The sequence below is a fragment of the Terribacillus aidingensis genome, from assembly GCF_900215625.1.
Lineage (GTDB): Bacteria > Bacillota > Bacilli > Bacillales > Amphibacillaceae > Terribacillus > Terribacillus aidingensis.
Map to the genome: position 1 here is coordinate 919,154 of NZ_OBEK01000002.1, position 23,509 is coordinate 942,662.

At 42.6% G+C, this 23,509-nt stretch carries 24 protein-coding genes, 2 tRNA genes and 1 pseudogene; all 27 read right to left on the reverse strand.

Annotated features, from left to right (window positions below; translation table 11 throughout):
• Positions 1-51: 51 nt before the first annotated feature.
• Positions 52-1,332, reverse strand: coding sequence for an ATP-dependent protease ATP-binding subunit ClpX (clpX, locus tag CRO17_RS10005; protein ID WP_097041725.1), 1,281 nt, complete (start codon positions 1,330-1,332; stop codon positions 52-54).
• Between the two features lie 409 nt (positions 1,333-1,741).
• Positions 1,742-3,031, reverse strand: a complete 1,290-nt coding sequence (gene tig, locus CRO17_RS10010) for a trigger factor (RefSeq protein ID WP_097041727.1) — start codon at positions 3,029-3,031, stop codon at positions 1,742-1,744.
• A 144-nt stretch (positions 3,032-3,175) separates the two neighbouring features.
• Positions 3,176-4,159 carry a tetratricopeptide repeat protein gene (locus CRO17_RS10015; protein WP_179636953.1) on the reverse strand — a complete coding sequence of 328 codons (984 nt, stop codon included), beginning with the start codon at positions 4,157-4,159 and terminating at the stop codon, positions 3,176-3,178.
• Positions 4,160-4,301: 142 nt separating this feature from the next.
• Positions 4,302-4,640: a hypothetical protein gene (locus tag CRO17_RS10020; protein ID WP_097041731.1), complete on the reverse strand. Its 339-nt coding sequence runs from the start codon at positions 4,638-4,640 to the stop codon at positions 4,302-4,304.
• A 74-nt stretch (positions 4,641-4,714) separates the two neighbouring features.
• Positions 4,715-5,011, reverse strand: a complete 297-nt coding sequence (locus CRO17_RS10025) for a hypothetical protein (RefSeq protein WP_143596008.1) — start codon at positions 5,009-5,011, stop codon at positions 4,715-4,717.
• Positions 5,012-5,230: 219 nt separating this feature from the next.
• On the reverse strand, positions 5,231-5,545 hold the full coding sequence (locus CRO17_RS10030) for a hypothetical protein (RefSeq protein ID WP_143596009.1): 315 nt from the start codon (positions 5,543-5,545) through the stop codon (positions 5,231-5,233).
• Positions 5,546-5,672: 127 nt separating this feature from the next.
• Complete coding sequence (locus CRO17_RS10035) at positions 5,673-6,113, reverse strand: cell wall hydrolase (protein WP_097041738.1); 441 nt, start codon at positions 6,111-6,113, stop codon at positions 5,673-5,675.
• A 70-nt stretch (positions 6,114-6,183) separates the two neighbouring features.
• Positions 6,184-6,783, reverse strand: a complete 600-nt coding sequence (locus tag CRO17_RS10040; RefSeq protein ID WP_097041739.1) for an SGNH/GDSL hydrolase family protein — start codon at positions 6,781-6,783, stop codon at positions 6,184-6,186.
• Between the two features lie 19 nt (positions 6,784-6,802).
• Complete coding sequence (locus CRO17_RS10045) at positions 6,803-7,549, reverse strand: response regulator transcription factor (RefSeq protein WP_097041741.1); 747 nt, start codon at positions 7,547-7,549, stop codon at positions 6,803-6,805.
• The gene (locus tag CRO17_RS10050) at positions 7,521-9,302 is read right to left on the reverse strand and encodes a cache domain-containing sensor histidine kinase (protein ID WP_097041742.1); all 1,782 of its coding nucleotides are present in this window, start codon (positions 9,300-9,302) and stop codon (positions 7,521-7,523) included. Before CRO17_RS10050 ends, CRO17_RS10045 begins: the two co-directional genes overlap by 29 nt.
• Before the next feature lie 460 nt (positions 9,303-9,762).
• Positions 9,763-10,536 (reverse strand): SDR family oxidoreductase, encoded by a 774-nt coding sequence (locus CRO17_RS10055; protein ID WP_245864751.1) that lies wholly within the window; start codon positions 10,534-10,536, stop codon positions 9,763-9,765.
• A 15-nt stretch (positions 10,537-10,551) separates the two neighbouring features.
• Entirely contained in the window at positions 10,552-11,454 is a 903-nt protein-coding gene (locus CRO17_RS10060; protein ID WP_425444437.1) for a Gfo/Idh/MocA family oxidoreductase, read from the reverse strand.
• A pseudogene (locus tag CRO17_RS18035) lies at positions 11,452-11,832 on the reverse strand (Gfo/Idh/MocA family protein); the annotation flags it as partial. The gene CRO17_RS10060 and the pseudogene CRO17_RS18035, both read right to left, overlap by 3 nt.
• 16 nt (positions 11,833-11,848) lie before the next feature.
• The gene (locus CRO17_RS10065; RefSeq protein ID WP_097041748.1) at positions 11,849-12,472 is read right to left on the reverse strand and encodes a YesL family protein; all 624 of its coding nucleotides are present in this window, start codon (positions 12,470-12,472) and stop codon (positions 11,849-11,851) included.
• A 20-nt stretch (positions 12,473-12,492) separates the two neighbouring features.
• Complete coding sequence (locus CRO17_RS10070) at positions 12,493-13,332, reverse strand: carbohydrate ABC transporter permease (RefSeq protein ID WP_097041750.1); 840 nt, start codon at positions 13,330-13,332, stop codon at positions 12,493-12,495.
• A 2-nt stretch (positions 13,333-13,334) separates the two neighbouring features.
• Positions 13,335-14,228 carry a carbohydrate ABC transporter permease gene (locus tag CRO17_RS10075; RefSeq protein WP_097041751.1) on the reverse strand — a complete coding sequence of 298 codons (894 nt, stop codon included), beginning with the start codon at positions 14,226-14,228 and terminating at the stop codon, positions 13,335-13,337.
• 85 nt (positions 14,229-14,313) lie between these two features.
• The gene (locus CRO17_RS10080; RefSeq protein WP_097041753.1) at positions 14,314-15,603 is read right to left on the reverse strand and encodes an ABC transporter substrate-binding protein; all 1,290 of its coding nucleotides are present in this window, start codon (positions 15,601-15,603) and stop codon (positions 14,314-14,316) included.
• 1,044 nt (positions 15,604-16,647) lie between these two features.
• Positions 16,648-16,721: transfer RNA gene (locus CRO17_RS10085), tRNA-Arg, on the reverse strand.
• A 1-nt stretch (position 16,722) separates the two neighbouring features.
• Positions 16,723-16,796: transfer RNA gene (locus tag CRO17_RS10090), tRNA-Gly, on the reverse strand.
• A gap of 121 nt (positions 16,797-16,917) precedes the next feature.
• Positions 16,918-17,472 (reverse strand): DUF420 domain-containing protein, encoded by a 555-nt coding sequence (locus CRO17_RS10095; protein ID WP_097041755.1) that lies wholly within the window; start codon positions 17,470-17,472, stop codon positions 16,918-16,920.
• 90 nt (positions 17,473-17,562) lie between these two features.
• Complete coding sequence (locus CRO17_RS10100) at positions 17,563-18,075, reverse strand: metallophosphoesterase family protein (protein WP_097041757.1); 513 nt, start codon at positions 18,073-18,075, stop codon at positions 17,563-17,565.
• Positions 18,076-18,084: 9 nt separating this feature from the next.
• The gene (locus tag CRO17_RS10105; protein WP_097041760.1) at positions 18,085-18,684 is read right to left on the reverse strand and encodes an XTP/dITP diphosphatase; all 600 of its coding nucleotides are present in this window, start codon (positions 18,682-18,684) and stop codon (positions 18,085-18,087) included.
• A 172-nt stretch (positions 18,685-18,856) separates the two neighbouring features.
• Positions 18,857-20,041 carry a GerMN domain-containing protein gene (locus tag CRO17_RS10110; protein WP_179636955.1) on the reverse strand — a complete coding sequence of 395 codons (1,185 nt, stop codon included), beginning with the start codon at positions 20,039-20,041 and terminating at the stop codon, positions 18,857-18,859.
• A 72-nt stretch (positions 20,042-20,113) separates the two neighbouring features.
• Complete coding sequence (gene racE, locus CRO17_RS10115) at positions 20,114-20,929, reverse strand: glutamate racemase (RefSeq protein WP_097041764.1); 816 nt, start codon at positions 20,927-20,929, stop codon at positions 20,114-20,116.
• Positions 20,930-20,931: 2 nt separating this feature from the next.
• On the reverse strand, positions 20,932-21,414 hold the full coding sequence (locus CRO17_RS10120) for a MarR family winged helix-turn-helix transcriptional regulator (protein ID WP_245864752.1): 483 nt from the start codon (positions 21,412-21,414) through the stop codon (positions 20,932-20,934).
• Positions 21,415-21,429: 15 nt separating this feature from the next.
• The gene (locus CRO17_RS10125; protein WP_097041766.1) at positions 21,430-22,911 is read right to left on the reverse strand and encodes a potassium/proton antiporter; all 1,482 of its coding nucleotides are present in this window, start codon (positions 22,909-22,911) and stop codon (positions 21,430-21,432) included.
• Between the two features lie 149 nt (positions 22,912-23,060).
• Entirely contained in the window at positions 23,061-23,507 is a 447-nt protein-coding gene (locus tag CRO17_RS10130; protein ID WP_097041768.1) for a hypothetical protein, read from the reverse strand.
• Positions 23,508-23,509: the final 2 nt, after the last annotated feature.

The following is a 23,509-nucleotide window of genomic DNA, read 5'->3' on the forward strand; positions in this document are numbered from 1 at the left end:
AACTGTAACAAGGGATTTGCTGTACATGTTATATTGCCTGACCGATGAACCTTATGCGCTCTCTTTTGGAGATTGTTTATTTTCATCTGTAACGGTGCCATCATGAAGAACAAATTTCGGACGGCCGTTTTCAAGCAGTACGGTGTCTTTAGTTATGATACATTGCTTAATATCATCACGGGACGGCAGCTCATACATAACATCCAGCATGATACCTTCCATAATGGAACGCAAACCACGCGCACCCGTCTTACGTTCAATAGCCAGTTTGGCAATTTCGCGCAATGCTTCTTCCTCGATTACCAATTCGACGTGGTCCATCTGGAATAGCTTCTCGTATTGTTTAACCAATGCGTTTTTCGGTTTCGTCAAGATTTCAACTAACGCTTCTTCGTCAAGCGGCTCTAGAGCGCCGATAACTGGAAGACGACCGATGAATTCAGGGATCAAACCGAATTTAAGCATATCTTCTGGCAATACTTTAGCAAGCAATTCGCCTTTATCAAGCGTTTGGCTGCCTTCTTCACTTGCACCAAATCCGATTACTTTGTTACCAAGACGGCGTTTGATGATTTGCTCGATACCGTCAAAAGCACCACCGCAGATAAACAGAACATTCGTCGTATCAATCTGGATGAATTCTTGATGCGGATGCTTACGGCCGCCTTGTGGCGGTACGCTCGCTACCGTACCTTCAAGGATTTTAAGAAGTGCTTGCTGCACACCTTCCCCTGATACATCACGTGTGATGGATGGGTTTTCGGATTTACGAGCAACTTTATCGATTTCATCAATGTAAATGATACCTTTTTCTGCTTTTTCTACATCGTAGTCCGCAGATTGGATCAATTTAAGCAAGATATTTTCAACGTCTTCCCCAACATAACCTGCTTCTGTTAAAGAAGTGGCATCAGCAATTGCGAACGGTACGTTAAGAATACGCGCTAACGTCTGTGCAAGCAATGTCTTACCGCTACCAGTCGGTCCGATCATCGCAATATTACTCTTAGACAATTCTACATCGTCTGAACCTTTTGTGGAGTTAATCCGTTTGTAGTGGTTATAAACCGCTACTGCAAGGTTTTTCTTCGCTTTGTCCTGTCCGATAACATAGTCATTCAGGATGTCGCGGATTTCTTGTGGTTTCGGAATCTCTTTGAATTCTACTTCTTCTTCGTTTCCAAGTTCCTCTTCCACGATCTCTGTGCACAAGTCGATGCACTCATCACATATATAGACGCCTGGTCCGGCTACTAATTTACGTACTTGGTCTTGGCTTTTGCCGCAGAAAGAGCATTTAAGCTGCCCTTTTTCTTCATTAAATTTAAACATCATTTCACCCCTCGAATGTAATATCTATATATGATATCTCGAAAGATCAAACACATTCTGGATGCGCCCAGCCTTCCTTTAGCCAATCATATCAGATAACAGCAGTATTAAAAAGCAAAACACTTTTTCCCTCAGTATTAGCCAAATAACAGGGTATAAACCCTCGCTTCGAAAGATTTCTCCTTCTGTCTCCTGCTGGCAAATACTGCATATACGAAAAAAGAGGTACGTTTTATTATGGAGTTTTTTTTGTAAAAGTCAAATCAGATGTATGTAGTGTATGTAAACAAAAAAGTAGTTCATGCACGTATTCCACAGAGAGGGGAAGAATCCCTTCCTGTGTGCATACGTTTATGTTTTAGAAAAACAAGGCACAGTAGTTGCTGCCTTGTTTTTCTCTATGTCTATCTTATGCAGTTTTGCTGTTTTCAACCAACACGTCAATTGCTTTTTGGAACTTCAGATCATCTTTAATAGCGTCTGTGTTGCCACCAAGCATTTGTGTTAACTGTTCTTTGTCTGTTTGGTACATTTCAGCCATTTTGTCAAGCTCAGCGTTAACGTCCTCATCAGTCACTTCAAGGTTTTCAGCTTTCGCGATTGCTTCAAGAGTCAAGTTTGTTTTCACACGTTTGCCAGCATCTTCCTTCATTTGCTCGCGAAGTGCAGCTTCGTCTTGACCAGAGAACTGCTGATACATTTCAAGTGTCATACCTTGCATTTGCAAGCGCTGTTCGAATTCACGAACCATACGGTCAAGCTCTGTATCTACCATTGCTTGAGGAACGTCTACAGTTGCGTTGTCTGTAGCAAGGTTGATTAGCTGTTCACGCTTGTTGTTTTCAGCTGCGTTTGCTTTTTCTTCTTGCAGACGGTTTTTCGTTTTCTCACGAAGTGCATCCAAAGATTCTACTTCTTCGTCTACGTCTTTTGCGAATTCATCATCAAGCTCAGGAAGTTCTTTTGCTTTGATTTCATGAATTTTCACTTTGAAGACAGCTTCTTTACCAGCAAGTTCTTCTGCATGATATTCTTCAGGGAATGTTACAGTGATATCAGACTCACTGCCGGATTCTTTGCCTGTAAGCTGTTCTTCGAATCCAGGAATGAAGCTGCCGGAACCGATTTCTAAGCTATGGTTCTCTGCTTTTCCGCCTTCGAATGCAACGCCATCTACGAAACCTTCGAAGTCCATAACAACTGTGTCGCCTTCTTCAACTGTACCTTCTTCTTTTACAACCAATTCAGCTTGGTTGTTGCGAAGCGTTTCGATTTCTTTTTCAACATCTTCGTCAGAAACAGTTGTATCTTCTGCTTCTACTTCAAGACCTTTGTAGTCACCAAGTTCTACTTCAGGTTTGATAGCTACAGTAGCTTTGAAGATAAGTTCTTTACCTTGTTCGATTTGCTCTAGATCTACATCCGGCTGTGCAACTGGCTCGATACCAGTCTCTTCAACAGCGTTCATGTAAGCTTGAGGAAGCACGATATCAATCGCATCTTGATATAGAGATTCTACACCAAAGCGTTGTTCGAACATTTTACGAGGTACTCTTCCTTTACGGAAACCTGGTACCTGTACAGTTTTGACAACTTTTTTAAACGCTTGGTCAAGCGCGTTGTCCAACTCTTCAGGGGATAGGGTGATTGTTAAGACACCCTCGTTCTTGCCTTCTGTTCTTTCGAATTTTGCTGACATAATATTCCCTCCAACATCTATCGTTTCTTACCTGTTAATCGTTCTCAATTCTAGCATTAAAGAAGTTATTAACTAGTACTGGTTTACAACCATCTCATTATAACATATTCATAGTCGCTTTCAACACTTACAGCACGAACTGTGTCATTCCTCGGCAACAGTCAGATATTTCGCTTCAAAAGTGATAATTTCTTCCATCATAGAAGCAATTTGCTGTGCTTCTTCATTTGAGACAGGCGGCTGCTCAATCTGTAAGTAGCTGCCAGCCAGCTTCTGCAGTGCTGCAGCCAGTGTCAGGCTCTCGTTTTCATCTGGAATGATAGGATATTTTACATACATATAGCGGTACAATAATTTGTACACCAGGTCGAAAAGTGACGGATTCTGCTGCTCAAGCATTTGGAGATGCTGCAGTACACGCTCCATCCCTTCTGATTTGTCTACTAGCTGTAAATTTTCAGGTATCACCGTAATTGTTTCTTTCATCTTATGTATGGAAACCGGAAATTCTATTTCCTGCTTGATGAACCATTCCAGTACCGCTGTCTGCACAACCGGATCTGATTCCTCATCAAGTAAATACGCTTCCATCTTTTGTACATGAGGACTTAGATCGAGCATGTGGCATTTTTGAATGAGCTGCCATTGAGCAGAGACATCCTGATTGTTTCTTGCTTTCTCAAAGTTATGTATCAGCTGATCGGCTGCCGTTTGATACTTATCTTCCGCCATTTTCCGACTCACCTTTTGCAGCTGGTCAAACGACGTTCGAAGCGGCACAGGAATATTTTCTAGTTCATATACCTCATCCAGCATTTCCACTACTTCCTCGTAGCGACCGAGCTGGAACAGCAGCGTCAAATGAATATGTAAGTATTGCAGGTAATCCTTGTCCTTCGCTTCCAGCAGCTGCAAGGACATCTCTTCCGCCTCTTCATGTTTGCCAAGTTCCATCAAGCAGATTAGCCGGCCTGTCAGAATTTCCGGCTGTCGGTAGCCATAATCCAACAGCTGCTCGAATTTCTGAATCGCATCAGCATAATTCTTCTCCTGCAGCTCCTTCATCCCTTCCTGCTCCAGCCGTGTCTTCAGACCGGGGAACAGTACTACATTATTCTCTTTATCCATCGGCAACATCCTTATCAGATTTTCAGTTCAGAGACCTGGTATCAGCTATACCCTTAAATGTAACAAAGAAAACGCTTATTGAAAACTTAAAATAGCAAAAAGCTGTGAATAAAACTATTCACAGCCTCTGCCACGCAACAGATTATTTATCTGCATTGGATGCAGGAATGGGGAATGGTATCACATTCTCCATGCTTACCGGCAAATCATCTTCCTCTTCTTCATCCAGAAAATCAAACAGCCGCTGCTGCATATCTCCCAGTTCTGAAGTCAGTTCATCTTGTTTGTTATTCGTTGCAAAGATATCGCGCTTAATCTGAAGATAGAATTCCTTCAGCGCCTTATCCGTATACTTGCTCAACAGCCAGTCGGTTACCGTATACTCCTCTTGCAGCTCCAAGTCATAGATGCGGACCATGAAGTAATTTCCATAAGGAACAGATCCGATAAACCGATAACGTTTCGTCTCATCTAAGTACATAAGCCACCTCCACCCAAAGTGTAGCATGTATATCGACGCACATATGTATATGTTCGCCATAATATACATAAAAATTACATTTTGTTCATACAAGCATCTGCTTTTGTCTTAACAGAAACACTGCTGTAAGCTTTATCAGAGATATAGGCTTTCTTCCCTTGGTACGTGTCGATATCGTAATCACAAAGAATAGCTTCTTGAATTGGTGCTGTTTGGCTGCCTTTCAATCTGATTGCCGATCCATAACCTCCGCCGCTAATGATGATGTTGCCATTGCTGTTATAGTTGCGCATCCGATCACGCCGGCGCAAATTCAACAGCATAGGTCCATGGTGCTCTTTCGAAAAATACCGCCGCATCACTTGCTTCAATAGGTATGCTCACGGAGACGCAATGGCCGGCGCAGTATGTATTGCCCAGGCGGAAAGATAATATGTATCCCCTCTTTATCAGCCAAATGCAAAAGCTGCTGTATACCTCTTGCATCATCTCGCCTTCCGTCAGCTCTGACAAGCGGATGATCTGTAGCTACTATTGTACGTGCGGTAATTAACTTTTCTTTAGTACAAATTAAAAGTGCTTTACACTCATTAATAGACGTTTGCTAACGCAGCATAAGAAAATAATAATAACCAGAACCCGAAAAAGCAGTACACTAAAAACAACACAACATGAGTTACTGCGAACGCTACTTTAATGCTAGTTTTGTAGGCGAAGAATGATGTGAAGAAACCAACCACCGGAACCGCACCTAACGCTACCATAAGAAAAGTGCCAGATTTAAATAGCAATTCTCCTAAAGGTGCACCTGCTGATGCTATTGGCAGCACGAACAACATAATATAACCTGCTACAAAGACAATTAAAGATGTTAATGAAATGCGGTCTAATTCGAAATACTTCATATGTAGCTTCCTTTCCACAAACAAGTTACTTATGATAATAACATAAATTATGGAATATAAATTAAAAATAACCATAATGAAAAAAGCCCCCTTACAGCAAGGAAGGCCCACTTTCCGTTCTTTTTTATCACCCTATATATACACTCTCACAAGTCCCCGGCAGCGGTTCATAAAAACAATGGTCTTTGTACTGGCCGGTAAACGGCTGATCATACCAAGTTGGCGGGCATGGTGCGTAGGGATTGAAGTACCAAAGGGCATATTGTGCTGGCTGTTCTCGCCAAGACTTCAAATTCCTTTCAGCCAGCCTTCGTTCTGAATCACGCGCTCGCTGATAAAAAACGTTTCCTTTCTGTACAGCTTCAAACGAATAGTTGCCGCCTTGAACTTGGAAAATAACATCACGAATTGCTCGCACATCTCCAAAGTCTAGGCAGTCAGCTACCGCTCTGTTCACAATAACCGTTCCAACGTAAAGCATGCCTTGCTGCCCTTCTCCTTCAGCTTCTGCTCGCATCATTCTGGCCATTAGATCCACATCTTTGCTGGTGTACTTGACTCGTGCCATTTTATCACCTCAGAACAACGTATGAAGAAGCATCTTGTCTAATGTCAGCATATTTTAGTTTTTATGAGGATTACATTCCTTCTGCGGCATAGTATGCTTTCAGCCAAGTATCGGCCATCAGCTGATTGCCCGCTTCCGTCATATGGACACCATCCGTTGTTAAATCCGTTTTCTCTGTTTCCAGGAATGCTGTATGCGTCGGGATAAGTGTTGCTTTGTATGTTGTAGCCAGTTCTCGTACAATTTCTACATACGGCAGCAGCAGCTGATTTCCTTTTGAATTCTTATCTTCTTCAATAATCGTTGGCTCCATAAGGAACAGCTTTGCTTCAAGATTGACGGTTTCAGCTAGAATTTTGTTATATACGTCTTTAAAATCCTCAGGTGAAACCTGCTTCATTTGCGGCTGATCCAGTTGCCTCCAAACGTCATTGATACCAATAGAAACAGATATTAAGTCTGGAGCTAAACGGAGTACATCTTCTTCCCACCTTGCAGCTAAGTCGGTAACACGATTGCCACCCACTCCTTGGTTAATGATTTCTACTTCTTTTTTCTGCTGAATGTCATCTTGAATCATTTTTACGTAACCGTCCCCTATTGCCAGCGGATCTTCAAATCTTCCGCACTCCGTAATGCTGTCACCGATAAAAACCCATTTTTCCGCCATGTAAAAACACGCCCTTTTCTTATCTTTTTTTAATCCAATCTGTCGGTGTACTGCCCGTTCTTTTCTTAAAGATATGGCTGAAATATTGCGGATTGTTGCCATAACCTACTTTTTCAGCCAGTTCAAACACTTTGATATCGTTTTGTTTCTCCATGATATCCAGCGCTTTGTCTATCTTCCTATTTAATACATACGCAGAAAATTTCTCTCCTACTTCTTTTTTAAACAGTTTGCCAAGGTAATCTGTATTCATATAAAGCACTTCACTAGCTACCCAGCGCAGCGATAAGTCCGGATTTTCTATATTGTCACCTATGCTGTCTATCATTTTATTCACTACACTAGAATATCGCTTCGTTTCGCTCGGAGTCTTTTTCGCTTGTACCCTCTTTTCGCCAAGTTCCTGCACAACTTCCGCCAATGCTTCCTGGATGTCTTCCTCACTGGATGGTTTGAGCAGGTAATGCTTTACCCCGAAGCGCATCGCTTTCTGTGCATATTCAAACTCGTTATAACCGGACAATAAAATCCATTTGATAAGAGGTGACATCTTACTTCCTTGCTCAATTAATCCCATTCCATCCAGTCCAGGCATGGTAATATCAGTAATGACAATATCAGGAGCATGTTTTTCTATGAATTCCATCGCTTCTAATCCATTTCGGGCCACCCCTTCTAGTTTGGTTCCGTGCCGCTCCCATTCCACAATTGAAGAAATACCCTCGAGCAGCATTGGTTCATCGTCTACTAGCAGCACTTTGAACATGATCACTCCCTCCTTTATAAGGAATTGTCAGCATGACCGTCGTTCCAGCTCCACGTTCACTTCTTACTTCTATTCCGTATGCTGGGCCAAACAGCATTTTTAACCTGTTGTTGATATTTCGAATTCCTAAACCTGTTCCTTTCGTACGATACACGCCGCTTTTCAGATTACGAATAAAGGTATCCTCCATGCCGGGACCATCATCTATAACAGAAATAACGGTATCTTCTCCAACTTGTGCTGCCTCAATCGTAATCGTACAGACGCCAACTATTTCTTGCACACCATATCTGATTGCATTTTCTACTAAAGGCTGAAGGCTGAATTTAGGCACCTTACAAGCAAGAAGGTGATCAGGCAGATGATTGCGAAAAAGTAAACGGTCTTGAAAACGATACGATTGAATCATAATATAATGGTTTACAATTTCCATTTCCTCGGCAAGCGTTATGAGGGGTTCTTTTGTCTCAAGCGATGAACGCAAAATAAAGCCTAGTGAAGTAGCCATACGAGATGTTTCCTGCACCTTGCCTAGTTTCGCTGACCAATTAATAGATTCTAATGTATTGTATAAAAAGTGCGGATTTATTTGGGCTTGAAGTGTTTTGAACTCTGCGTCTTTGATGACAAGCTGTTTTTCATAGTTTTCTTCAATTAACGAATGAATCTGTCGCATCATTTTGTTAAAATTCTCATGCATTTGCCCTGCTTCGTCGTTGGTAAACCTGATATCTTGATTATCATGAAAATCCATAACCTCCGCCGTTTCAACCCTTTTCATTTTTCTGTTTAACGCCTCAATCGGATTTGTAATTCCTTTTATAAAGCGAATGCCAAGCAAAAGCAGCAAGACAAACAACAGCAAATAAAGGCTGATGACAGCTTTCATTACAAAAGAACCAGCTTCAAACAATTGATTATAAGGAGAAGCAATCATATACTTCCAATTTGTGAAATTAGCCGAGGTATAAGTCACAAAGTATCTTTCACCCTCATAATTGACTAAGCGATAGCCCGCATCATCAAGCAAGCTGGAGGCTAAGTATGCATCCTTCTCTGCTGTTTTCTGCGGAAATATTATCTCCTGGTCTGCATTCGTAATCAGCAGCTTCGTGCCTTGTTCCGCTGCACTGTCTTCGAATGAAGCCACCATCTCATCCATATTAAAGCGCACAATAACCATTCCTAAACGCTCAAATGACAAATTTGCATATGCATTCACCTCTCTGGCAGCTACAAAGGATTCATCCTGCTCATTCGCCACAAACCATTCCACGCCGCCATCTTTTTCCTTTGTTGCTTGCTTATACTTTAATAACTGTTCGTCTTCAATCGCCACGACGCGCTTCCCTATACTATAATTGCGATCTGCCGTGTCATATAACTGAATAGAATCAATATAATTCTCAAAAGCACCTAGCTCCACAAGCCTTCTTTCGATACTCACACCAATCAAATAAGATTCATAACTGCCATCACTTTCTTTCAAGTTAGCTAAATAGGATTGAAGATAAGGATCAGTTGCTAATGTATATGAAAGCCTTTTCATTTTTGCGATCTCTTTTTCCACCAAAGCAGACGATACCTTCAATGACTGGGCCGACTGTCGGTGGATTTCGTCGTTGTACACATGCAGCGCGTACTGAATAAGCAATAACCCGCCTACACTAAACGACATTAAAATAAGGGACAGCAAACAAAACAGTTTATGCTTCATTTTCAGATCAGAAAATAAACGGATGAATCTTTTCATATTGGTTATTCCCCTCTTACTTTGGGTGCAATAGTTATATTCTAATTCCCTCCTACTCCATTTAATTCGCTAATCTAACGGTATTCCCTTCTTCTTGGTTGCACAGTTTCACAACCTCTTTTTTTATACCCTTTACCCTTTATGTTATGCCGTAAAAAATACATATAGAAAGGTTAACAATTGTGTAAATTATACGGCTTTTTATCCTGTATCATTTTTCTATCATATAAACCTGCTATTTTTAGGTGCGGTTTTACTAAACTTCAATGCCTCTGCAGTTTTTCAAGAAAGTCCCTGCTGCCTTGCTTTCCTATTCATTATATATAGTTCTGATAACAATTCTTATCATCTTTTACTTTTCCGTACAAAATGCACCTTATCCGAACTAATGTATCCACGCTGATTCATTTACTAATAATGGAATAAAACAAACACCATGACGAGTATCATGGTGTTGTTCCTACCCTATCAGCAGCGATTCCGCTCCATCAATATAAATCTCCGTTCCTGTAATATGACTTGATTCATCCGAAGCCAAAAACTTCACCAAGCTGGCCACTTCTTCCGGCTTTCCTGATCGGTGATCTAACGGTTTGCTGCCTTCTGGGAATGAAACAGGTACTTCTACTTCTTCTAAATCCGACGTTGGCTTTATCGATTGTTTAAAATCTGTTTCGACTCCGCCCGGGCAAATGACGTTAACACGAATGTGGTATTGCGCCAGCTCCAATGCTGCCATTTTAGCAAATGTTGCCTGGGCTGCCTTGGAAGTGGAGTAGGCCGTGAAACCTGCTTGTGAAAAGACACGGTTGCCGCTGACTGAACTAGTAATAATAATGCTGCCGCCTTGCTGCTTTACATAAGGAATGACCGCTTTAACGAGATAGAATGTTCCATTTAAGTTAATGCTGAGCACCTGGCTCCAATTATCAATGCTCATTGACTCTATCGAAGAAGTTTCGCCGACAATGCCGGCGTTAGCAAATACAGCATCAATTCTGCCGTAATGCTGCATCACTTTCTCGACCGCTGCCTCTACTTGATCATATGCAGCCATATCACAAGGAATTGCCAGCACAGTATCGCCTGCTGCTTCCATTTCTTCTTGAACTGCTTGTAGTTTTGCTTTATTGACATCCAGCAAGCAAATACGGAAACCTGCTTTGGCCAGCTTACGTGCAGCAGCCTTGCCGATTCCCGATGCTCCGCCAGAAATGACGGCCGTTTTGTCCACGAAAATTGCCTCCAATTATAGTTTGATTAAGTCTTTTATGGTAACGGCGTTGCCTGTTCTCAAGGAATGATTTCCTGCAATACCAGTCATAATGCTCATCGCGCCATCCAAGTGGGATGCTGCTCGCTTGAATACATCTGGCTGCGGATTGCCAAACAAATCTTCCAGCAGTGCTGTGTCGCCGCCGCCGTGCCCGCCTTCTGTTGTTTCCACTTTAACCTCATAAGGCGCATCGAACATTGGGCTAACGACGATGGACACATGCTCCAGCCGGCCTTCTTCGGCTTTATTTCCTCCCGAATTCACATAAGATTTTTCAATAATTCTTGCATCAATTCTTCCTTTTGTACCATTGAAAGAGACTTGAAAACCTTCCCAAGGCAAGTAAGCGTTTAAGGAATACGTCAGGATGCTTTTGTTTTTATAATTCACCAGCACGCCTAAAGTATCCTCAATACTTATGCCATCTCCAAAAACGCTCTGATCTCTTTGATAGCCATCTTCTCTTTCGGCATCCAGATACATTGCTTTTAAATGCGCATTGCTTGCCAAATCAATGGCGAAAGGATCATCTTTCGCCAGGTCATTCTGATAAGCACGCTGGTAAAAGTTTGTTTCACCTCTTTGCTCGGCATTTTCCCTGCCATAAAAAAGCAGATCACCGACTGCATACACATGCTCCGGCGTTGTATCCAGCCAGAAGTTTACCAAGTCAAAATGATGCGTGGACTTATGCACCAGCAAACCTCCGCTATTTCGTTTGTCTCGGTGCCACCTGCGGAAATAATCGGCTCCATGCTTTGTATCAAGTGCCCATTCAAAATGAACGGAATTTACTTGCCCAATGATGCCTGAGCTGATCAGCTCTTTGATTTTTGTATTATGCGGTGCGTATCGGTAATTAAATGTAACTCGCACTTCTTTTCCAGTCCTATGAATAGCATCTAAAATTTCTTGGCATTTGTGTTCATCAATTGTCATCGGTTTTTCGGTTATCACGTCACAGCCTAGCTCCAGCGCCTGTATGATATACGTATGATGCGTGCGATCAATCGTCGTGACCACTACGACATCCGGCTTTTCCTGTAAGATCATTTTTTTAAAATCTGAAGCATGATACAAAGGGATACTGGGATGCTGATATTTTTCCTCCAAAAGCTGATTTGCATAATCCATCCGCGTTTGATTCGAGTCACAGAAAGCCGCCAATTTACATGTGTCTTTAAAATCTTTCGCCATCGCGCCGTAATAAAATTCTGCCCGGCCTCCTGTGCCAACGAGTACATATTTTTTCATACGATAATCTCCTTACTCAGGCTCGTTTAGCCAGTAATTTTGATGCTTTTTGTTCTGTTCTTTCAAATGCTCTTATAGCTGGCATCATAATAATCAGTGCTAGTATGCTAAAGCTGAAAAACAAAGCCAGCCCTTGGAAGTACCATAAAATCGCACCTATACCGCCAGCTGCTACACACATCAGAAAGGTTTGGCCTGGATTGAGCATCATCATAAAGAAAGCACGCTTTACAATTTGGAGCGGTTTCATTTCGTATCGAACAAGCATCGGAAATGCATATAAACTTGTCAATCCAACGAGACAGGTAAGAACCAGATAAGGAATCGTGAGGTATAATGCCGCGCCATTTGCAGCTGAAGTTAAGAAAAGAAAATCCAGGTAAAGGATATATCCTAATAAAACAAAGATATATCCCAATTTATTGCTGTTTAAAAACTCTTTTTTATATGTGCTGAGGAAGGTTTGGAATATCGGAAAGTCTGTTTTTCCTTGCAGCCATTGCTGCATTACATGCAGGAGAGCTGTAGTAGCCGGGAACAACCCAAACAGTAACAGTCCTGGTAATAAGAAGAGCAGCCAGAGAATGTTGACATAAGCCATTCTCGTAATCCACTCCAGCCCTTTATTTATCGCAGCCATTCAATACCGCTCCTTTCCCGCTAGCCTTTAAGACCAGTTGTACTGATACCTTCTACTACATAACGCTGGAAGATGAAGAAGATGACAAACACTGGTACAAGCGTGACCATCGACATGGCAAACATCGCTCCCCAGTTGGAGACAGTTTCATTACTTAGGAACATGTTCAGGGCCATCGAAACGGTATACTTTTCCGGGCTATTCAGATACAGAACTGGCCCGAGCAAGTTATCCCATGTCCAATAGAACGTGAAGATAGCTGTCGTTGCTAATGCAGGTACAATCAGCGGCAAGATTACTTTATAAAAGATTTGGAAAGTATTGGCGCCATCAATTGTCGCAGCTTCATCCAGCTCCCTCGGTATCGTTCGAATAAATTGAACGAGCAAAAAGATGAAGAACGGATGACCAAAGAAAGCTGGAACAACAAGCGGTTTCAATGAGTTAAGCCAGCCTAGTTCTGAGAAGATGATGTACTGCGGGATCATGACCACTTCGTAAGGAAGCATCAATGTCACCAGCATAATTGCAAACCAAAATCCGCGGCCAACAAACGTTAATCTGGCGAATCCGTAAGCGATCAATGAACAAGATATCAAATGACCGACGAGCATCCAGAAAACAAATACAATCGTATTTTTAATGAACGTTCCAAACCCATAGCCGCCAAATCCTTCCCATCCTTGCGGGTAATTGACAAGCGTGAATGGATTAGGAATAAGCGAACCTGCTGTGACAAATATATCCTTACTTTCCTTAAATGAACTGACTAACAGCCAGATCACCGGATACAGCAGCAGGATTGCAAAGCCTCCGACTAAAATATGATAAAGAAAATATTTTACTTTTGAATTGGCCAAGGCTACTTCACCTCCGACTCATAATGCACCCAATACTTGGACGTCCAGAAAATAATCCCTGTCAAAGCAGCTACAATCAGCAGCATAACCCATGCCATCGCTGAAGCATAGCCCATGTTGAAGTACTCAAACCCTTGCTTGAATAGATACAGAGAGTACAGCAGCGTACCATCCAGCGGGCCGCCTGTGCCTTTGGAGATAATAAATGCCGGTACAAATGTCATAAATGCAGCAATTGTCTGCATGATGATGTTGAAAAGCAAAACCGGACTTAACATTGGCAAGGTAATTTTGAAGAATCTCTGGAAGAAGTTCGCTCCATCTACACTAGCTGCTTCATAAAAACTGGACGGAATGGATTTTAATCCAGCTAGGAAGATCAGCATTGACGATCCGAATTGCCAAATAGACAAGAAAATCAACATCCATAAAGCAGCTGTCGGCTCTCCAAACCAGCGGACAGCATCCAAACCAAGACCACCTAAAGCTAAGTTCACGATTCCTGCATCGCCGAAAATATTACGCCACATAATCGCAACCGCGACACTTCCGCCGATTAAGGAAGGCAGATAATACATAGTCCGGTACAAACCAACTGCTCTTGATCCGGCGTTCAGCAGCATGGCAACAAGTAACGCAAATGCCAATCTTAACGGAACACCGCCTAGTACGTAGATAATGGTTACTTTCAATGACTGCAGATAACGCGGATCCTCTGTGAACATTTTTTTATAGTTACCCAACCCAATCCATTTCGGTGAGTCAAACAGACCATAACTTGTAAACGAGAAATATAAGGAAGCCAGCATAGGAATAATCGTGAAGCATAGAAAGCCGATAACGAATGGACCGATAAAAACATAACCCCATAAATTACGCTGCAAACGTGAACTCAACCCACTCCACTCCTCTCTTATAGAAGTGTGATGAAGACAGAAAGCTGATTTCAGAATCAGCTTTCCGCTTTATCACGGTGTGCTTCTATTGCCCAAGCATCGCTTCTGCTTGGCTGCGGAAGCTTTTTGCTGCTTCTTCCGGTGTAACCTGACCATAGCTGATTTGTTCAGACATTGTGTCTAACAGCTCGATTACCTCACCAGCACCTGCAGGATCCGGCGCACCCATCGGTGAACTATTCTGTTCCGCCCACTCTACGTATTCAAATACTTGCGCCTGCGCTTCAGACACCTCACTCATCAATGCTTCTTTAACCTCCGAAGAGCCCGGCACACCACGGTCACCTAAAATTAATTTGTTCGCTTCAATATCATTCATAAAGAAGTTCAAGAAATCAGCAGCAGCTTCTTTATGCTTGGAGTTTTGTGAAACAGAGAAGAACATACCTGGCTTCAAATACAAGCCATCTGATGTACCTGGTCCCGGCATTGGTGCGATTTCAAGCGGCTTCTCTGCCACCTGCTTCAAACCGACAAACTGGTTGGACCATTGGAAGATCCCAACTCCTTCTCCTTTTACAACTGGATCATCTTCAATACCTGTTATCTGCGCAAGTACATCAGGTGTTGGTGTGGAACCTTTTTCTACTTGCTTGGCTATCATGCCGAAATAATCGACAAACAACTGATCATCTTTGTAGCCAAGACCGCTGCCATCTTCCGCATACAAACGAGCACCATTACTGCGAAGATAATAATCAAAGAACACATCTGGTTTTAAGTGTGTGTCAAAGTAAATACCTTTCGCAGCTGCTTTGTCAGACATCGACTGGTAATCCTCCCATGTCCATCCTTCTGGAATTTCACGATCAAGCCCTATTTCTTCTAATAAGTCCGGATTGTAATGGAACCCAACGGCGTTTACACCCGTGTTCATACCATAAATCCCATCATTTATCTTTCCGCCATTCACGTAGTCTTCCGTCATGTTGCTGGTATCAATCTGCTCCCCAAGATAAGGCGTCAGATCAGCCAATTTATTGCCTTGCGCATATTGCGCTAGATAAGAAACATCCATCTGCACGATGTCCGGCAGTTCATTTGCGGCAGCCTGAGGAGAAAGCTTCTGCCAATAATCATCCCAGCTCGCATACTCTGCTTCGATGTTTACATCCGGATTTTGCTCTTCATACATCTCAATAACTTTAGCCGTATAATCATTTCGCGGCTGATCACCCCACCAAGCCATCCGCAGCGTCACCTTGCCATCTTCTGAACCAGAACCCCCACTCGAACTGCTGCCTCCACCACTACAAGCAGCAAGCAGCAAAACCAAGATTATACCCCAAACAACCAATACTGACTTTCTTCTCATCCCACATCCCCCTTGGTTTGTTATTGATGTAAGCGTTTACAATATTTAGTTTAGCAAAAGGGTGGGTAATTGGCATTACAGAAAACAGAGGTAAATGGTTAAAAATTGGAGGAAGTGTTTTAAGCTGAGGAGGATAGTCACAATTCTTTAAAGCCGCAAAATCAATTGGATACTCGCACTGGTGCATTAAAACAAGCGCATGAAGAAGAAAGAATTAACATTTACGCAAAAACGGATGGAATGTACTGCAATTCAGCGGAAGATAAATAATTAGTCCGATTCCAAAGTATTGGCAAAAAGGATAGCTGAACAGGATGAACACTTACAAAAAAGCAGATTACTTGAGGTTATTTTTAAGCCGGCTGCTTCGCTTTATCTATCTAAAATACTTTCTAACCAGAATAGCATTTGATATAGAAACAATCGCTAAAACAACTATCCATCCATATAGAAATTTAGGGTTAATATTAAACTTTTCAATTACAATATAGAAACTTGAACTAAAAAGAATAGGACGCCCATTACGATTGAATAGGTCCCTTGTTGTTTTTTATATCCTTCTTTGCCCGTTACTTTCTCAAGTTTGTCAGTATAGCTCCACATTAGTAAATCTCCAGCCTTATCATTAATACGCATAACCCAACAGGACACATGCAATAGAAAAAATGTATAGTAAAAGTATCAAAAATCCCATGAGATAGAAGCTCCTTTCACTCCTACATGTACCCGATATTTGTTTAGGAATACATCGCTCTAATAGTTTCTATTATTAGAGAAGGATGCGAGCATTATTACATGCTTACCATGCGTAATTAATGATGGTTTGCACATGTTCACTTAGTATCAAAAAACAACCTTCTGCAGAAAGCCACTATTAATACCTGCTTCTTTTCCAATCGTTATAAGAGTCTATAATCGGCATGTATTAACGATCATACTAATTATGGTTAAAACCAACTAAATAACAACGGATAACCCTATTTACTCAAACAAAAAGGAAGCTGACACAGAGTTATCATCTGTGTCAGCTTCCTTTTCAATTAGCGTCCCAAGAGGGATTCGAACCCCCGACCCACAGCTTAGAAGGCTGTTGCTCTATCCAGCTGAGCTATTGGGACATGGAGCGGGTGAAGGGAATCGAACCCTCGACATCAGCTTGGAAGGCTGAGGTTTTACCACTAAACTACACCCGCGTAATACGTTTATGTATGTTGTCCTCTCTTAAGGACAAGATTAATAATACACGATATGGTTCTAATCGTCAATAGTTTTTTTAGATTTTAAAAATTGCTCCAGTTTCCCGGAGCAATTTCATTAATAATACGGGCGGATCATTAGGTAAACGATGACGCCTGTCAGGCTGACATAAAGCCATAATGGCATTGTCCAGCGAGCAATCTTACGGTGCTTTGGCACGTCCATGTTCCAAGCACGCGTAATCGATGCAAGAGCTAGCGGTACGATAACTGCTGCCAGCACGATATGCGTGATTAAGATAAAGAAGTAAATTGGACGGATAATACCTTCCCCGCCGAAGGATGAATCTCCAGCTAAGTAGTGATATGACACGTAAGACACTAAGAACAATGTCGTTGTAATAAACGCTGCGTAAATGAAGCGCTTATGCCAAATAATTTTCTTCTTCATGATGAAGATCAGTGCCAACAGCAGGAAGATGAACGTAAAACTGTTGAATATTGCGTTCAGCATCGGCAGGATGTGTACATCGAATAAATCGAAGTTTTCGACAGGCGGTAAGCCGCTCAATACAACAACCAATCCATCAATAATGATAGTCAGCCAAATGACAAGCGGACGATAATTGCGTTTTTTATGATTTGGTTTATAACCGAAATCGGATTCATTCATTCAGAATCACCTCTATTCGTAACATTACACTAGTATAACGTAAGTTCGAGGTAATTCGGCAAGCAAAACGTTACAATTTTTTGTCCGGAATCAGCTGAACGTAACAGATTTCTCCAGTTCCTGCACTTCTTTTCCATCCATTGTGTAAAAACGGACGGTCGCAATTTTGTCTTCGTAGGACAGCATGCAGTAAGTCGGATGCGGCGATTGCTTTGGCAGCCGGATGCTTCCCGGATTGATGTAAAGCCGGCTATTGATCACATCTGCTCTCGCTACATGGGAATGTCCGTAGCAAACTATTTTCGCATCCTTTTCCATCGCCAGCTGTTCCAAAGAACGCAGACTGGATTTCACCCCGTATAAATGACCGTGTGTGATTAAGATTGGTAAATCGTCAACAGTAAGCTGCTCTACTTCGGGATATGCTCTGTCAAAATCACAATTACCCGCTACACGGTAATACCCTTCCATTTCCGGCGCGTCAAAGGGCAGCTCGGAATCACCGCAGTGAATGCTTCCGATAACCTCCTCTTCATGACGCTGTTTCAGCAGTGCTACCTCTGATGTGAGTCCATGACTATCACTCGTGATTAATAGCTTCATCTATCTCCCTCACTTCGCTTGTTCATTCAGCCATTTTTCCAAATGTACCATCGCTTGTTTGCGGTGGCTGATTTGGTTTTTCTCAGCTGGCTCTAGCTGCGCCATCGTTTTCTCATAGCCTTCGGGCTGGAAGACTGGGTCGTAACCGAAACCGTGTTCACCTTGCGGAACTTCGGTAATGACACCTTCCACATGACCTCGTGCGTAAAATGTTTCTTTACCAGGCTGCGAAACAGCAAGTACACAGACAAATCGCGCCGTGCGCTCAGCTGCCGGAACACCCTGCAGCTCTTCTAGCACTTTATCCATATTCGCTTGATCACTCTTTGCTTCTCCGGCATAACGAGCAGAATAAACACCCGGGCGACCTTCCAAAGCATCAATTTCCAAACCGGAATCATCGGCGAGAACCGGAACTTGCAGGAAGCCCGCTATCGTTTCTGCTTTTAAGGCTGCGTTTTCCTCAAATGTTGTACCCGTTTCTTCGACATCATCAAATTGCTTGTCTAATTCATCGAGACCATACGCTGTCATGTCATATTGCTCGAAGAAAGCTTTAAATTCTTTTAGTTTTCCAGCATTTTTTGTTGCGATGATTATTTTATTCATGGTAATACCTCCATTAAACGTAACTATGTTTCTGCACCCTAATTTGAAACTTGCTAAATATTATGTAATTCCTACTTCTAAAGTATATCCTTCTACCCGCTATCATTGCAAAAGTTCCGTGATTCTTTTCATGCACAAAAAAGCCCGGTCAGCCGACCGGACTTTTCCAAACTTATAATTTCTCCGCTGGTACGTATTGCTCTCTTGTCACAGGTTCCGCGTATGCTTCGCCTTGTTCATTGAACACTTCTTCTACGCCTTCTACTTTCACGTTTACAGCTTCAACGTCTGTCATTTCCGTTAAGCTCATTACGAGCGTTTCCATCAGCTGATCAGAGATTGCCGCTTCGTCTGCGTTGCTCAACACTTCTTTGTTGAATTCTAGGTTAAGTACGCCATCTTTCAAAGTTGGTTCAGATGTTAAAGCTGAGCCAGTGTTAAATACGTTGGAAAGGCTGCTGTCCATAGCTGGACCGTCAATCAATGATTTAACAATTGCTTCGTAATCATTATCGGCGTTGCTGCTAATACGCTCTGTGACTGGCACTTCATACGCTGCGCCGTCCACCGCTTCTGCTGGGAAGTATAGTGTCACAGATTTACTATCAACTGTTGTAATACCATTGTCCATCAAGTTAATACCGTCAGCACGAGATAAGCTCTTGCCAATTGGCGTACCATCGACTGGCATTTTCGCCAATTCTTGGCCTTCTACACGGACAGAAACATTTTTTACATTTTCAAACTGTGTGAGTGTGTACGTAATCGACTCAAGAATTTTCTTCTCGTTTGCAGCTTGGTACTCATTGAATTCTTTCGAGAAGTCGACTACTAAAGTGCCGTCTTTCTTGGCATCAATGCCGTTGATCGTTGTGCCAGCTGGCAATACAGCCTGGAACCCGTTTGGAAGCATGTCCGTTACAGGGCCGTCTTTTACGAGGTATTCTAATGTTTCTTTGGCTACTTCATTCGTCTGCGGCAATTCAAATGTCATCGGTACTACCATGTTATTTGCATCCATAAGGAATAGCTGGCGTTTGGCAGTAGCAGATTCAGCGGCTTCCCCTTTGTTCGTTTCATCTTCAGGCTGCTTTTCTTCACCTTCTGCTGGTTCTTCGCCTTCAGCAGGTGCTTCTTCATTTGCTGAAGTTTCATCTTCAACAGATGTTTCTCCCTCTGCTGGCGCTGCGTCTGTTGCGCCTGGCTCAAGTGCACTTTCTTCCAGCTTGTCCACATATGTTGTATCCTGCGGCACGTCTACTTCATCGATTGCTTGCTCTCCTTTTAAAGAACATCCGGCCAGTAAAATGGAAAGGCCTATTACGCTAGTGAAAAGACCTGCAATTTTCTTATTCATACGCACTTCTTCCCCCTTGATGGTTTGTACTATCATGTATACGAGCCATCAAAGGATTTAGACCATCTTTATTTAGATTGAGTGTGATTGGCCGAATTTAATTCTGCCTACTTCCGTAACAGGACGCTGCAGCCACATATTTGCGATCTTCATGAACAGATGTGTATCACCTGTTGCGTAGAATTGATGGGAAACAGGACGTGTTCCTTCATATAGTTTTCGTTTGAAACCGAGAATGGCACTTATTTCCCTTGCTGTTTCATCCCCAGAATTAATAACGTCTACCTGATCTCCAACAACTTCCTCAATTACAGATTTGATGAGCGGGTAATGCGTGCAGCCAAGAATGAGCGTGTCCATCTGTTTCCAATTTTCTAACGGCTTCAATGCCTCTTTGACAACCTGATGTGCAAGCTGTCCAGAAATGACGCCCTTTTCTACCATCGGCGCAAACGTCGGACAAGCAAGTCCTTCAATCTCCAGCTCGCTATTGATATTTTTAAGCGCTTTACGGTACGCATTGCTGCGAATGGTGCCTTCTGTACCAAGAACGCCTATATGATTTGTTTTCGTTGTTTTTATTGCTGCTCGTGCGCCTGGTTCAATAACACCGACGACTGGTATATCCAGCTTCTGCTTCAGCTCTTCCAATGTAAAAGCTGTCGCTGTGTTACAAGCAATCACAAGCATCTTAATGTTCTTCTCCAGGAGGAAATTCACCATATCCCAAGTATATTCCACGACTTCCTCTTCTGGCCGCGGACCGTATGGACAGCGCAGCGTATCACCTACGTAAATAAGGTTCTCTTTTGGCAGCTGCCGCATTAATTCTCTGGCAACCGTCAGTCCCCCTACTCCTGAATCGATGACCCCAATTGGATAATCCACGTTTATCTCCTCTTTTTCTTCTCTGTTTTAGCCTCTAGCTGTTCGTAATCATTCATTTTACCGTGTAACTTATGTAAGAGCAACTGCAGCTGATCTGCTTCCTCCGGTGAAAAAGTTTCCAGCAGGTTTCCGAGATAAGCTTGCCGTTTCTTAATCACTTCTGTAATGATTTGCTCTCCCTTTTCCAGGATATGCACACGCACGATGCGCCGGTCCTTCTCGTCACGCACTCGCTTTACCAGTTCGTTTTTCTCCAGCCGGTCCACGATATCTGTCGTTGTACTAATAGCGAGCTTAATTGTTTGAGATAGTTCTCCTGTTGTCAAATCTCCTTTGTCTGCCAGCCATTGCAACGCGACGAATTGCGGTGCCGTGATTGGATACTGCAGCAAAATCTCCCGTCCTTTTTGCTTGATAATCGCAGCAATGTGCCGCAATTCTTTTTCAATGGCTGCAATCCGTTCGGCTGTCAGTGTGTCGTGCACGTTCCATTCCCCCTGCTACTTCTTCATTAAAATATTCCGACGTAAATATTTCGCCAGTTTTTTCTTATATTGTAAGGAAATCATGATATACAACGTATCGCCGGCTTCAATGACTGTTTGGCCGTTTGGAGAAATAATCTCCCCATTTCGGAGAATGGCGTTAATTAAAGTTGTTTCTGGCAAGTCAAGATCTTCCAGTGATTTACCAGTAATTTCATTTAGTTCGGTTGGTTTATATTCTACCATCTCAAGATTATTTCGTCCCATGCTGATCAATTCAAGTGTTTCAATTTCATTCGTTGTTTGTGGTTCCACTAACTTCAATTTTGTTGCGAGTGCAGTAACTGTAGACCCTTGCAGAACGGTTGACAGCAGTACGACGAAAAAGACAGCATTAAAAATGAGCTGACTGTTCTCTATACCAGCAATTAACGGGAAGAGAGCCAACACAATTGGCACAGCCCCTTTTAACCCAGCCCAGGAAATGAACAGTTTTTCTTTCGCAGAGTATTTGAAGCGAATAAGACTGAGGAAAGTCGCCAGCGGCCGCGCTAAGAAAATCAGCACAAGTGATAGCAGGAAGCCTTTTAACATCAGACTCGGTAAAAACAGCTCTGATGGGAAAACGAACAAACCGAGCAATACGAACATGCTAATCTGCATCAGCCAGCCGAAGCCTTCGTTAAAACGAATGATAGCACGGCGATAGGTAATTTCCGCATTACCGATATACAGGGCACTTACATACACAGCTAATAAGCCGGATGCATGGAAAAGCGAAGTAATGCCATAGCTTGCCAACGCAAAAGAAAGTGCAAACAATGGATAAAGTCCGCTCGTATCCAAATTGATTCGATTGATTGCTGTAACGGCAATAAAACCGATTAGCAGCCCCATCGCGGCACCAGCACCCATTTCCCATATAAAGCTGCCAATCATTGAAACGACGCTGGACCCATGTCCGCTAATTAATTCAATACAAGTGATAGTTAAAAACATTGCCATCGGGTCGTTTGTACCAGATTCCGCTTCCAGTGTGGAGGTAAGTTTTTCTTTCACATTTTGTCCTTTCAAGACAGAAAAGACAGCAGCAGCGTCCGTTGAACCGACAATAGATCCAATCAATACGGACTCCAGCCACGGCAAATTAAATATGTAACGTGCAGCAACTGCTACGATTGCAGATGTCAGTAATACACCTATTGTAGACATTGTAATGGCCGGAGCAAGCGCCGGCTTCATTGTATGCCAGTTTGCATGCAAACCACCTTCAAACAAAATAACAATCAGCGCAAAAATACCGATTCCTTCCGCTAAATATACATTATCAAAATATACTAGACCGAAACCATCGCTCCCAACAATCATACCGACTGCGATAAACAGAACGAGTGCCGGAACACCGAACCTAGTCGAAAATTTCGTCACCACAACACTCACAACGAGCAGCAGCGCGAACAGAAAGATGAATTGATTTGTTACCACATAATCCTGCATGTACATCCCCCTACAACTTCTCGAGCTTTTTATAACTTTTTTATTATACCCTTTATGATACCTTCAAAAACGTATACCTGCATGGAAAACGTCCTATTTACCCGGAACAAAAAAACCGACACACGCGCGTCGGCTGTTTGTCTGCTTCTTTATTTAAACAAAGGGCTGAATGTATACGAGCGAAACAGCTCCGAAAAAGAAGATACCGGCAAATCACGATAAGCAACGGTACGGCATCCGTTGATGCTGACCAAGATGCAGTTCTGCTCTTCATCATAACGGCTGACTACTGTATTTCCCTTCTTCATCGCCCACTTTTCAAAATCCGCCGGCGGAGAGCTACCAAGCTGTGTTTCCTGAAACTGTGCAATTGCGCACTCTGCACCGCTGTAGTGTAAAGCTATCTCCTCAACAGATAAACTGTACAACGCCGCGAACGGCTGCATCACAATCGGATCATCTTCATCAGACATGTAGAATTCCCCTGCGCCTGTTTGCTGCACAAAGGCTTCACGAACATCTTTGAAAATTTGCTGCTGCATTTTTGGCAATGCTGCAATGACTGGAGCGACAGACAGACTTTTCACAATTTCCATGG